The sequence below is a fragment of the Jeotgalicoccus sp. ATCC 8456 genome (genome assembly GCF_016313225.1).
GTDB classification, from domain to species: domain Bacteria; phylum Bacillota; class Bacilli; order Staphylococcales; family Salinicoccaceae; genus Jeotgalicoccus; species Jeotgalicoccus marinus.
This window is the reverse complement of the sequence record NZ_CP066224.1, coordinates 148205-161396: the sequence shown is the minus strand read 5'-3', so window position 1 is coordinate 161396 and position 13192 is coordinate 148205. Positions and strand designations below refer to the sequence as shown.

General features: G+C 36.5%; 12 protein-coding genes and 1 pseudogene. 5 read left to right on the top strand and 8 right to left on the bottom strand.

Annotation, left to right across the window (positions count from 1 at the left end):
* The first annotated feature begins 33 nt into the window (after positions 1-33).
* The 3 genes from rpsD (at position 34) to fetB (ending at position 2241) form a co-directional block, all read left to right on the top strand.
* Positions 34-636, top strand: coding sequence for a 30S ribosomal protein S4 (gene rpsD / locus JEM45_RS00945; RefSeq protein ID WP_026866837.1), 603 nt, complete (start codon positions 34-36; stop codon positions 634-636).
* 142 nt (positions 637-778) lie between these two features.
* Positions 779-1483, top strand: coding sequence for an ABC transporter ATP-binding protein (locus JEM45_RS00940; RefSeq protein ID WP_026866836.1), 705 nt, complete (start codon positions 779-781; stop codon positions 1481-1483).
* The gene (fetB, locus tag JEM45_RS00935; RefSeq protein WP_026866835.1) at positions 1480-2241 is read left to right on the top strand and encodes an ABC transporter permease; all 762 of its coding nucleotides are present in this window, start codon (positions 1480-1482) and stop codon (positions 2239-2241) included. The genes JEM45_RS00940 and fetB overlap by 4 nt, the downstream gene beginning before the upstream one ends.
* A gap of 14 nt (positions 2242-2255) precedes the next feature.
* On the opposite strand, the gene JEM45_RS00930 is transcribed toward fetB, so the two are convergent.
* From JEM45_RS00930 to JEM45_RS00900, 7 genes and pseudogenes are all read right to left on the bottom strand, one after another.
* On the bottom strand, positions 2256-5072 hold the full coding sequence (locus JEM45_RS00930; protein ID WP_198687552.1) for an AAA family ATPase: 2817 nt from the start codon (positions 5070-5072) through the stop codon (positions 2256-2258).
* A 128-nt stretch (positions 5073-5200) separates the two neighbouring features.
* Positions 5201-5401 carry a cold-shock protein gene (locus JEM45_RS00925; RefSeq protein WP_035856279.1) on the bottom strand — a complete coding sequence of 67 codons (201 nt, stop codon included), beginning with the start codon at positions 5399-5401 and terminating at the stop codon, positions 5201-5203.
* A gap of 155 nt (positions 5402-5556) precedes the next feature.
* Entirely contained in the window at positions 5557-6861 is a 1305-nt protein-coding gene (locus JEM45_RS00920; protein WP_026866833.1) for a CitMHS family transporter, read from the bottom strand.
* A 30-nt stretch (positions 6862-6891) separates the two neighbouring features.
* A pseudogene (locus JEM45_RS00915) lies at positions 6892-8036 on the bottom strand (aldehyde dehydrogenase family protein); the annotation flags it as partial.
* Positions 8037-8155: 119 nt separating this feature from the next.
* Positions 8156-9430, bottom strand: a complete 1275-nt coding sequence (locus JEM45_RS00910; RefSeq protein ID WP_198687551.1) for an amidohydrolase — start codon at positions 9428-9430, stop codon at positions 8156-8158.
* Between the two features lies 1 nt (position 9431).
* Complete coding sequence (locus tag JEM45_RS00905) at positions 9432-10613, bottom strand: M20 metallopeptidase family protein (RefSeq protein WP_370545373.1); 1182 nt, start codon at positions 10611-10613, stop codon at positions 9432-9434.
* A gap of 18 nt (positions 10614-10631) precedes the next feature.
* A complete protein-coding gene (locus JEM45_RS00900; RefSeq protein ID WP_198687549.1) occupies positions 10632-11255 on the bottom strand; it encodes a GNAT family N-acetyltransferase in 624 nt (207 codons plus the stop codon).
* A 77-nt stretch (positions 11256-11332) separates the two neighbouring features.
* Here JEM45_RS00900 and JEM45_RS00895 point away from each other — a divergent pair, with 77 nt between their 5' ends.
* Positions 11333-11551 carry a hypothetical protein gene (locus tag JEM45_RS00895; RefSeq protein ID WP_198687548.1) on the top strand — a complete coding sequence of 73 codons (219 nt, stop codon included), beginning with the start codon at positions 11333-11335 and terminating at the stop codon, positions 11549-11551.
* A gap of 15 nt (positions 11552-11566) precedes the next feature.
* Here the strand turns inward: JEM45_RS00895 and JEM45_RS00890 are convergent, their stop codons facing one another.
* On the bottom strand, positions 11567-12472 hold the full coding sequence (locus tag JEM45_RS00890) for an alpha/beta hydrolase (protein WP_198687547.1): 906 nt from the start codon (positions 12470-12472) through the stop codon (positions 11567-11569).
* 133 nt (positions 12473-12605) lie between these two features.
* Here JEM45_RS00890 and queF point away from each other — a divergent pair, with 133 nt between their 5' ends.
* Entirely contained in the window at positions 12606-13094 is a 489-nt protein-coding gene (gene queF, locus JEM45_RS00885; RefSeq protein WP_198687546.1) for a preQ(1) synthase, read from the top strand.
* The last annotated feature ends 98 nt before the right edge of the window (positions 13095-13192 follow it).

The following is a 13192-nucleotide window of genomic DNA, read 5'->3' as shown; positions in this document are numbered from 1 at the left end:
GCATAAATTAAAAAACATAAGGAGGAGCTAAATATGGCTCGTTTTACAGGTTCAATCTGGAAAAAATCACGCCGTCTTGGAATTTCTTTGACAGGCACTGGTAAAGAATTAGAACGTCGTCCTTACGCACCAGGACAACATGGTCCGACTCAAAGAGTTAAACTTTCTGAGTACGGTATGCAATTACAAGAGAAACAAAAACTTCGTTACCTTTACGGAATCAACGAACGTCAATTCCGTACGTTATTTAACCGTGCTGGTAAAATGCAAGGTGTACACGGTGAGAACTTCATGATCTTACTTGCGACTCGTTTAGACGCAATCGTTCGTGCAGCAGGTCTTGCTCGTACACAACGTCAAGCACGTCAGTTAGTTAACCACGGTCACATCACTGTTGATGGACAACGCGTTGACATCCCTTCATTCATCGTTAAGCCAGGTCAAGTTATCGGTGTTCGTGAAAAATCACGTAAACTAGATATCATTGCTGAAGCTGTTGAATTAAGCAACTTCACGCCAGACTACCTTACTTTCAATGAAGATAGCCTTGAAGTTACTTTTGACAGACTTCCAGAGCGCAGCGAACTTAACGCTGAAATCAACGAACAACTTATCGTTGAGTACTACTCAAGATAAGCACTTTCGAAACACTAGAAAGCCTGAGAACACTGGTATTATTACTGTTCTCAGGCTTTTTTCTTTTTCAATATTATTTTTTAATTATTTATGAAAGATAACTGATATGATATATAGGTAAATAACGAATTTGAGGTGGAACATGTCTTTAATTGAATTTAAAAATGTTAGTCACAAAGATATTCTGCATAATATTACCGGATCTTTTAAAGAAAATAAGATTACTACCCTTGTAGGTCCAAGTGGTGCTGGTAAAACAACATGCTTAAAGCATATCAACAGCCTCTTGTCCCCCAGTCAAGGAAATATATATTTTAAAGGACAAGATATTGAACAGATAAATAAAAAAGAACTAAGAAAGGAAATTGGCATGGCTTTTCAAAGCTCCCCAATGATCGAAGGAACAGTTTATGATAATTTAAATCTTCCTAAATCTATTTTTAATGAGAAGCTCGACACGGCCATTGCTAAAGACCTATTAGCATGCATGGATCTTAGTCATATCGATTTAAATCAAAAAGTGAAAGTACTTTCTGGTGGTGAGAGAAGCAGGCTTTCTATCGCTAGAACTTTAGTTAATGAACCTAAAGTTTTACTACTTGACGAGATAACCAGTAGCGTGGAATATCGTATGGTGAGAGAGATTGAACGCTTAATTTGTCAACTTCAAAAAAATGTGGGACTCACTGCCATTTGGATTACCCATGATTTAGAACAAGCTCGGCGTGTAAGTGATGATATGTGGTTTCTCAAAGACGGTCATTTACTTGAATTTGGTGAAGCTAGCCTTATCAACCAATCAGATAACACTTATATTCAATCCTTTGTGAGGGGTGAGTATGAATGACTTTTACACAACTACTATTATCGTTAGTATTTGTACTTATCCCTCTAGTACTTACTTTATATTTAAAACTTGGTTTAGAAAATGACATCATCATTGCGACTATACGTTCAACTATCCAACTTTTAATAATTGGTTATATACTAACCTTTGTTTTTGATGCAGAAAACCCAATTTTCATCATATTGATGATTATTGTCATGATTCTAGCCGCAACACAAAATGTTATTAAAAAAGGCAGTGGCATTCCTGGTATTGCATGGACGATTCTTCTTGCTATGATTACGGTAGAATTACTTTCAATGAGTCTTATGCTTAGCTTGGGTATTATAGATTTCACTGCTCAAGAAGTCATCCCAATATCAGGGATGGTTATTGGAAACAGTATGGTGCTCTCTCTACTATTTGTCAGCGAATTCAAAGAAGAAGTTAAAAGAAGTGATGAAATTATAGAACTAATATTATCCTTTGGTGGTGACAAAAAAAGTGCCGTATCAGGTAGTTTAAAATCTGCAATCAGAACAAGCATGATTCCGACCATAGAATCGCAAAAAACCATGGGTCTAGTACAACTCCCTGGAATGATGAGTGGGCTCATTATAGGTGGTGCAGACCCCTTAGAAGCAGTCTTATACCAACTTTTAATACTCTTTTTAATACTGATGACAGCAACGATTGCCTCAATTATCGTCGGATATCTATCTTATCCTAGGTTATTTAACAATAAGCTGCAATTTATCGGTATAAAAGAAGAAAGCTAATCCAAATAATTAGATTAGCTTTCTTCTTTGACAATTGATAAAATTGTTGAATCTATAATAAAGTCAAAATTATCTGGTTCTACATTCTCGTTAACTATATAATTTTTGTGCATCATTAGAAGCTTTTGAGTAAAGTTACGGGCGTAACGTCCACTCGTCTTTTCTTGATCTTTTAAACTCTCATATTTATTGATGACTGCCATTCTTAAGAAATCTTCATTGAATCGCCACTGATTCTTTAAATTATTAACGACAATTTCTGCAACTTCCTCAGCACTAAATTGTGGGAACTCTAAAGTATACGGGACTCTTGATCTTAAACCTTCATTTGATGACATAAACCGTTCCATATCAGCGGTGTAACCTGCAAAGATGACAATAAATTTCTCTCGATTATTTTCCATAGCTGTGATGAGTGTTTCAATTGCTTGTTTACCAAAGTCATTATCGCTATTTTCTATGGACAGTTGGTAGGCTTCATCAATAAACAGTACCCCACCCATTGCTCTATCAATTGCATTACTTGTGTTTTTCTCTGTATGACCAATATATGATCCAACAAGATCACTACGATCGACTTCAATTACTTTATCGTCAGGTAAAATGTCTAGGGCTTTAAAGAATTTTGCAATCAATCTTGCAATGGTCGTTTTTCCTGTTCCAGGGGGACCGGTAAAGCTCATGTGATAGGAAGACTTACCGACATCTATCCCTCTTTCTTCAAACATTTTATTTGCCTGAGCTTCTTTAATCAATTGGTTAATAAAAGTTTTCACATTATCTAATCCGGTCATGCTATTGAGCTCATCATGTAAGGCTTTTAAACTATTGACCGCTTCACTTTCATTACCTAAAAGATTTGTCCAATCTTCATCTGTAATTTTTAAGAAGTCATCTGACTCAATGGTTCCGGATTCAGCCACCCGATTCGATTGTTCTAGTATAAGTTTTTCATTAAAATTCCGAACAAATCTAGCATTACTACCATCAGTCGAGCGACTGTAAGCTTTCTTTAATTCTTTTGCATATTTTTGATGATCAAATTCATAATGTTCATTTTCTAACTCTTTAATGCCAATTTTCCCGAGTTCTTCAGTGCTATAATCTTCAAATTTAAAATAATGTGGAATTCTAGATTTCAAACCTGGGTTCATATTAAAGAAGTCATACATCTCTTTTGTATAGCCTGCAAAAATGATCATAATGTCATCCCGATTATCTTCCATATATTTAAGTATAGTATCGAGTGCTTCCTGACCATAATTCGTCGTTCCGCCTTCACTGTTTAAGGTGTATGCTTCATCTAGGAAAAATACTCCACCGTGGGCACTTTTTAATTTTTCTAAAGTAATTTCTGTAGTTTTTCCAAGATAACCGGATACTAGATCTTGTCTAGATACTTCAACGAATTTATTGTTCGATAAAGCACCTTCTTCATATAAAGCTTGACCGACTAATCTTGCGACTGTTGTTTTACCTGTTCCTGGGTTTCCAAGGTAGACAGAATGAAGAGACGACTGACGAACGGGTAAGCCTTTCTCCTCTTTTGCCTTGTTAATTTTAGCCAAGTTTATAAATTTCTTAACAGCATCTTTTACTTCGCCAAGACCGATTAAATTATTAAGCTGTTCTAATGCTTTCCCCTTCTTGACAGTCGGTTGCTCGTTACTTTGTTGATTTTCAACTTTGTTATTGTCGACATCTGTCATTAATTCTTGAATCTTCGTCTTTTTATCCTCAGTGTTTACTTTATAACTACCAGACACATCGACAGCGATTGGATAATAATCACTCTGAATATTATCGATGGTCAACTCTGAGTCAACGACTCTCATTATCGGGTTATAGGGAGATGACAAATTCTTAATTTCAACCGTTGAGTTTTCATGAATCTGCATGGAATATACAGGGGGTACAATCATCACAGCTAAATTCTCCACCTTAAAGTGACTCTTAGCATAGAGTTCAAAAAATCCATAGACAGTCATCCAACTCTTCTCAGTGAGCTGTGAATTTTTAAGAAACACGCCTCGAACCTTATTGCCATCGAAGGTTGCTTTACTATCATTTAGTTCAACACCAAAACCCTTAGCCCTAACATCTGTAACATCTGACTTTGTTAAAGTAAGGTTGGCATTAAACCCCCTAATCGGATTATCATTGATATCACCGATTACCGTACATAAATTTAAATCAGTTTGACTGTCAGTGATATATATATTTCTAGGATCGACCGAATCATAGAAATTTAAAGTTGATTTATTTGCTATAAATCTCGAACTTTCCTTAACATATACGCCGCCAGTAATTTTACAATCATCAATTAAGAGTGATGAGCTATTAACCACAATCCCATTTAGTTCTGACTTATAAATATCACCATTACAATCCTCACGGAGTTCTAAAGCGTAACTTCTTTCAACAATGTTATCCACTACAGAACGCTTCATTTTTAGCTCGCCACCACCATTGATAAAGACTGGACTCGCCATTCTTTTACTTCCAATTATCTTGACATTTTCTAAGGTAAGCTTCCCACCATCAACATAGATTCTCTCACCAGATCGTTCATCAGTAAGACCAAAATCAATCGTTAAATTTTTTAAATGTAATTCCCCTTGCACAGTAAAACCTGCACTGATCACGACACTTTCATTTTCACGGCCTTCTATTGCTGTATAACAATCTTTCGGTATGTTCATTCCGTCGATTAAAGTATGATATGGTTCAACCTGAGACATGATGATTCTGTCATTGTTTTTTATTGTTTTAAATACATCTTGAAAAGGAACTTCTCTTCTGCCATTACCGACTAATATATCTTTTCCCATCCCTAGTACCTCCATTAAAACAAAATAGGTATCATTTATTATACTAAAGTTCAGAATAATCTAAAGTAATGACTCAAACATAAAAAAAGAGACACCTTTCGGTGTCTCTCAAAATGTACTATTTATAATTAAGCTCCAGTAACGTTGACAGCTTGTGGTCCACGTTGACCTTCTTCGATTTCAAAAGTAACTTTTTGACCTTCTTCTAAAGTTTTGTAACCATCAGCTTGGATAGCAGAGAAGTGTACGAATACGTCGTCTCCAGCTTCTTGTTCGATGAAACCAAAACCTTTTTCAGCGTTAAACCATTTTACAGTTCCTTCATTCATTGAAAAAACCTCCTTGTGCTTATGCACGTGTTATTTTTGCAGTTTTGAACATTTAAAAGAGTTTTTTCAACTATGAAATAGAAACTATTTAAACTTATCTTAAAAACTACATTCTTAATATACCACACACTAGCAATTATGCCAAGTGTTTATTACTAAATAATACCGAGTATAAAGGCCACAGCCATTGCAAGTATACTGAATGCCCATACCCACCAAAAAGCATAACGGATATATCGACCCATTTCTATACCTGCAAGACCAACCGCTAGCCATAGAGCTGGAGAGAATGGACTGATGAAAGTACCGATGATATTACCTATCATCATTGAATAGGCTGCGACAATATTATCTACACCTTCTGCAACGACTATCTCCTCGACTACTGGTAAGAGTGCAAAGTAGTAGGCGTCGGTATTCAGGACTAGTTCCAACGGTGCACCGAAGAAACCAACAACATAATGTAAATATGGAATGAGCGCACCAGGTAAAATAACGATAATATCTTCAGCAAGTGAGTTCAACATTCCCGAGTTCTCTAATATACCTAAAAATGACCCTGCTGCTAGAATAATCGCAGCCATTAGCAGGGCACTCGGTGCATGTGCTCTAATACGCTCCATCTGTATGTCAACATTAGTATAGTTCACTACTAATGCGATACTTACAGCAATCATAAAAATTAAACCTGCAGGCAGTAATCCTGACATTAAAAATCCAACGACTAAAAGCGTTAATAATATATTAAACCATAAAAGCTCAGGTCGTACTAATGCTGTCTTCTCGTCTGATTTCTCTACATTAAATTCATCCATGTTGATTCCCTGAATCAATAGTCCATTTTTCTCAAGTCGTTTCTTCTCTAAGTTTCCGATAAATGCTGCCATTAAAACTAAGAGAACAATCAGTGAAATTTGTAAGGGAATTAAAGGTTGCCACAACTCTGATGGATCAGAACCTGTTATTGCCGCAGTACGACCTAAAGGTCCTGCCCAAGGCACCATATTCATGATACTGGCACTGATACCAATTAACATGACCAACAAATACGGACTCATATTAAGTCGCTTATATAGCGGAAGTAAAGCTGGTATAGTAATTAGAAATGTCGACGCACCAGACCCATCCAAGTGAGCAATGGCACCTATGATAGCAGTTGCCATTGCAATTAGTATGACATTTCCTCTAGAAAGTTTAACCATCCGTTGGATTAAAGGATTAAACATCCCAGTATCTTGCATAATTCCAAAGAACAATATAGCAAAAATAAACATTATAACAACTGAAATAACTGAAGCAATTCCGTCGTTAAAAAACGTTGTAATTTCTTCTAAACTAAACCCTGCTACAAGTGCCCCTATAAACGGTACTGTCACCAACGCAACAATTGGATTCAGCTTTTGTGTAATTAATAAAACAACTATCGATAGTATTACAATTAACCCAACTATCGTAAGCATAAAGATCCCCCTCTTTTATCTATCGACTTCAAGTTTTCCTTCTTCTTTACCAATTTCCAAGTATTTTTGAATTTTTTCAACTGATGATTCATCGATCACTGGCCCCATAAAGTTATCTTCTTCTGGGTTACCAATTGTTAAGTCTTTAGTTAAAGCAACAACTTTTTCTAATAGCTCATCATGAATATCTTCTAAAGCAATAACACGTGAACATGCTGAACATTTTTGACCAGAGAATGCAAATGCTGAAGTGACAATTGACTCTGCAGCTAAATCTAAGTCTGCACTGCTGTCAACTACGATTGTATCTTTACCACCCATTTCAGCAATCACGCGTTTAAGGTTAACTTGACCTTCTTGAACGACTGCTGCTTTTTCATAGATATCTACACCGACATCACGTGAACCTGTGAAGGATACAAATGCTGTATCTTTGTGTTCAACAAGTAAGTCACCAATTTCACGACTTGAACCTGGAATAAAGTTAACTACACCTTTTGGTAAACCTGCTTCTTCTAGTACTTCAACAAATTTATGAGAAATTACTGAAGCTTTAGAAGATGGTTTTAATAGGACCGTATTACCAGTTACTAAGGCTGCAGAAGTTGTCCCTGCCATAATTGCTAGAGCGAAGTTCCATGGGGAAATCACTAGCCCTACACCTAATGGAATGTAGTCAAAACGGTTTTTCTCACCAGGACGTGAAACGACTGCTTTACCGTTTTTAAGTTCTATATTTTGTCTTGCATAATATTCTAAGAAATCGATCGCTTCTGCAGTATCTGCATCAGCTTCTTTCCACGGTTTACCTGCTTCTTTTACAAGTAAAGCTGTGAATTCAAATTTTCTGTTACGAATAATGTTAGCTGCTTTAAAAAGTACATCTGAACGGAATTCAAATGTTGATTTTCTCCACTCTTTAAATGTTTCTTTAGCAACTTCCATTGCATCTAATGCTTCTTTTTCACCTGCTTGAGACATCTGTCCAATGATCTCGTCTTTTTGTGCAGGATTATAAGATGCTAATTTTTTTCAGTTAAGACTCTTTCACCATTAATAATCAATGGATAGTCAGAACCAAAATCTTTCTTAACTGTTTCAAACCCCTTATTTAATAAATCTCTGTTCTCTTCTTTAGAGAAATCAGTAAATGGTTCATGTTTGTACGGTATCATAAAATAAATTCTCCTTTGTTTTTAATATCCTTTAAAACTTATTAAATTCTTTCCGCATTTTTAAGATAACATTGTTTAAGAAAATCTCCAACTATTCCTTTGCATATTCTGTAAATTTTTTAATCCGCTTTCATTATTGCCAGAGTAACATTTTGGAATACTTCTACTGCAACTGGTAAGACGTTCTCATCCAGATCGAAACTCGGGTGGTGATGTCCATACTTAAGATCAAATGGGAACAACATATAAGTTGCTTGCCCACCTTTTTCATGGACGCGATCTAGCATCAAAGTAACATCTTCTGAGGCACCAAGTGGTAAGGCATCTCTTAAGTCTTTTACAGAATTTACTTTTTCAACTGTATCTCTAATCATTTTAACCAATTCACTACTACAAACTGAGCTTACAGCCTGCCCAACGAGTTCTATCTCTACTTTATTGTCATACATATTAGCTGATGATTCTAAGACTTTTACCGCTTTTTCATACATGTATTCATTTAACTCAGTTGTTTCACCACGTGTCTCAATTTCCATTTTTGCTTGGTCTGCTATTACATTTCTTCCACTTCCCGCAGTAAGTGATCCTGTATTTATTCTAGTCGCACCGTCTCTATGTCTAGCAATCGCATTTAAGTTCAAGGCTGCACTTGATGCAGCTAAAAGTGAATTATTTCCTTCATTTGGTTCTACACCAGCATGTGCTGATTTCCCTGTGAAATGTGCATCTAATTTAGTCGTCGCTAAGAAGTCTGTCGTGGATAAGGAAACAGTGCCCACCGGCATTTTTCTAATACCAAGATGTAAGGAAAAGAAGTAATCAACATCATCCAACCACCCTTTTTCTACAACAGACTTTGCACCTTTAACACTTTCTTCGGCTGGTTGGAAGATAATTGTAAAACGTCCTTTTAAATTATCAATGTTAGCATTAATATATTTCACGAGATTAAGTCCAACCGTGATGTGACCGTCATGACCACAAGCATGCATCTCACCAAAATGCTGTGAACCAAAGCCTTCACTATTAGGGATATGTGCTTGATCTGTTGCCTCTGTAATCGGCAGACCGTCAATATCAAAACGTGCCGCAAAATGAGGACCTGGTTTATTTGTATCTATAGTCGCGATAACACCAGTCATACCATCCTTTACTTTACTTAAAAATGACTCTGGCACACCGTAATCAAGTGCTCTTTGATAAGATGCTGCCATCGTTTCTTCTGAAGGCATACCAACTCGCGCGCTCTTTAGTAAAACATCGTCACCGAGATGTAAGGTAAAATCAGTATCTTTTAAATGCTCGTAAATTTCATAGGTTGTAATATATTCAGTAAATCCCACTTCAGGAAACTGATGAAATTTTCTTCTTGTTTCAACTAAGATATCCGACATATTATTCTTCCTTTGCTAAGCTATTCAATGTATCTACAGCCATATTTACCATCGCAGTGATACCGTATTTAAAAGCATCTTCATTTAATCTAAATGCAGGGTTATGGAGTGGTTTTTGACCCTCACCGACTGACGTTCCTAACCAGTAATACACACCTGGATATTTTTGCAGGAATCTTGCGAAGTCTTCACCCGCTAAACTTGGTTGCAAGGATGGGACAGCCGTTTCACCGTAAAGGTTCACGATAGATTTTCTAAGTTCGCTCGCCCAGTGATCGTCATTTACTGTTGCAGGGTAGCCATCGTCAAAAATAATTTCACATTCAGCACCCATTGAGGTTACAACATTTTCAACCACTTCAAAGAAGCGTTTCTTCATCAATGTTTTCGTACCATCTGACTGTGTACGAATCGTACCCTCAAGTTCTGCAGTTTCTGCGATGACATTATGTTTAGTGCCTGCCTCAAAACGTCCGACTGTTAAAACGGCAGGTTCCATCGGGTTCGCATTTCTACTTACGAGTGTTTGTAGTGCATTGACAACTTGGTTTCCGGTAATCAAAGCGTCTACCGTACTATGTGGCATTGAGGCATGGCCACCAGAACCTTTTATAATGATTTTAAACTTATCAGAATTGCCCATTATTGGCCCTGCCATCACTCCAAATTTGCCAACTTCAAGATCTGGCCATACATGCTGAGCTAAGAGCATTTCTGGTTCATATTCATCAAAGATGCCATCTTCCATCATAGCCTTTGATCCACCTGTCGGTGATAGTTCCTCAGCAGGTTGGAAGATTAATAAAATCGTTCCTTTTAAATCTTTTTTATTATCGTTTAGTACTTTACCCGCATGGAGCAACATCGACGTGTGCGCATCATGACCACATGAGTGCATGACGCCTTCATTTTCTGAAACGTAATCCACTCCTGAAATTTCTTTCATTGGTAAAGCGTCTATATCTGCTCTTATACCAATTATTTTACCGCTTTGTTCACCTTCTATGATGCCGAGTATCCCTGTCCCAGCAAAGCCTGTTTTAAAGGGAATACCATATTCAGTTAATTTTTCTTGAATTCTTTTTGAAGTCTCAAATTCTTCTGTACTCAGTTCAGGATAGCGATGCAAGATTCTTCTATAATCAATTGCATCTTTAATTGTATGTTCATCAATAGTAAACATCATCTTTCCACCTTTGCTTTACTTATTATAATAATCAATAAAATCGCCTTCGAGTTGCCACCCGATATAATTTTGTCCGTCATTCATCATCCAATCATAATTGTCATACTTAACTTTGATGACTTCCCCATGATTGGTCAATTCTGTATTAAGCGGTAAATATAAAATGTGTCTTCTCTTACCATTATATTTCAGTCTTGTACGCATAATTTTAAACCCAAGCCTAAATTTATCTTTTAGACTCGCAAGGTTTGACGGCATAACTGTTGAAAAGATGTAATCAAAATCACCAGACTCCCTAACCTGATCGATTAGAAACTCTCCCATTTTAGTCTGTAATCCTTGCCCTCTATGATCTGGGTGCACAAGAGAAATTTCCGAATAAATCGAGCGCTCACGTGGCACTTGAACATCGTCAGCTAAATGTTCGTCTTCATCTAAGTGCGGAATATACATCGTTCTTAAAGCAACAAGTTGATCATCAACAAAGACACCAGCTGTATAGCCTTGTTCAACACCTTGTTCAAACTCACTTCTAGAGAGCTTTTGTAGCACTTCTTTTTGCTCTAAAAATTCATAGACAGAATCTTGTAAGACCAGCATTTCATCAATATCATGCTTGTTTAGTTTAACGAAATTCATGGAAATCCCTTCTTTCTTAGTTAATATGTTTATAGTATATTTCTTTCGGTTATATTTATATTGAGGAGTTGGTTAACATGAATATATTAGTAAAATGCATGAACTCCAACGAAGATCACAGTTTCTTTAAAATAATCCATAATATAAAAGAAGAACAATCTGCTGTAGACGACTTTATTTTTGAATGTGTGAGAAAACATCCTGACTTCAATGACAAGGATGTCGTCGTACAGTTGATTTACCCACATCACTCAGAATTGTATACGGAATATCATTTGGATTATGTGAGCCGCTAAAATTAGTGGCTTTTTTTATTTGAGTTCTAACCATTCAAACATAAGTGGAACCCAATTTTGAACATGCTTATTTACTTTACCAGTAATTTCACTCGCAACACTTAATCCGTGATTACCTTCTGTAAAAGTGTGCAGTTCCCACGGAATACCCGCTTTCTCTAGAGCATCTGCAAAATCAAGTGCATTTTTCACATAGACCAAGCGGTCTCCTACCGTATGCCAGATAAAAGTTCTAGGGGTATCTTGATCTACATGGTTTTTTAAGGTCGCCTTGTCTATAATTTCTGGGTCAATTTCAGCACCAAATACCATACGACTCGCCATAGACATATATATTGGATCTCCTACACCACGAGTTTCAGCAATTTCTCTGTTTAAGTCATAGTCTAAAATTGGATACGAAAGCACTTGGAAATTCGGCTTAAACCAACGTGATTCCTTACCAACTAAATCACTTAACCACGTTTTATTCCAATGAACACTGAGGCTTGCAGCTAAGTGTCCACCTGCAGAAAAACCAATTAATCCAATATTATCTGGATCTACATTATATTCATGAATGTTTTCTCTAATATGTGAGAGTGTTAATGCAAGCTCAATTAACGGATTTGGAAATTCAGAACCAAGCACTTTGTCAGGTTCTACCATTGAAGCGATTTGATAGAGTTCATCTCTTGAAGCTTGACGTCCTTCACTTTCTATCATCGTACCGATCGTTGAGTAGCTTAGTATAAATACCTGATAACCCCGCTTAAGAAAATCATAGGCAATAGGTTCACCCTCTCTTTTAGATAGATACATGTAACTACCACCTGGACAGATAACCACAGCAGGCTTCTTCTCAAAACTCACTCCAGTTTCACCGAGCAGCGCAGTAACTTCAGCATAGTAATCACCGATTTTAAATTTCTTTATATTCATAAATTTCAAGCCTCACTTCCTTACCTTAATATTATCAAAAAATTCAGTTCAATATATATAAAAGACAACTATTTCAGACAAATGTATAATGAAGTAGACAAAATTATTTATATGTATTTAGGAGGATAATGTAATGACAAAAGAGTACTCAAAAGATTTAAGCTTATTAGGAAACCAAGAAGTATCATATAACTATGAATACAATCCGGATATATTAGAAACTTTCGATAACGACTATCCAGGTAGAGACTACTTTGTTAAATTTAACTGTCCAGAATTCACAACACTCTGTCCAATGACAGGACAACCAGACTTTGCTACTGTTTATATTTCTTACATACCTGATGTCAAAATGGTAGAGAGTAAGGCTTTAAAACTTTACCTGTTCTCCTATAGAAATCACGGGGGCTTCCATGAAACGAGCATGAATATGATCTTAGATGATCTAGTGAAATTAATGGATCCAAAATACATTGAAGTTTGGGGTAAATTCACACCGCGTGGAGGGATTTCCATCGACCCTTATGTTAACTACGGTCGACCAGGTACTAAATATGAGGAAATGAGTACGCATAGAATGTTAAATCATGATATGTATCCAGAGAAAGTAGATAATAGATAAGATTAAACCTATAAAAAGCGGATGTTAGACTTCTAGGGAAAAGCATCAGCGTAAGACTACATGCTTACGCGATGCTCCTGAAAAGCTATCATCCGGCT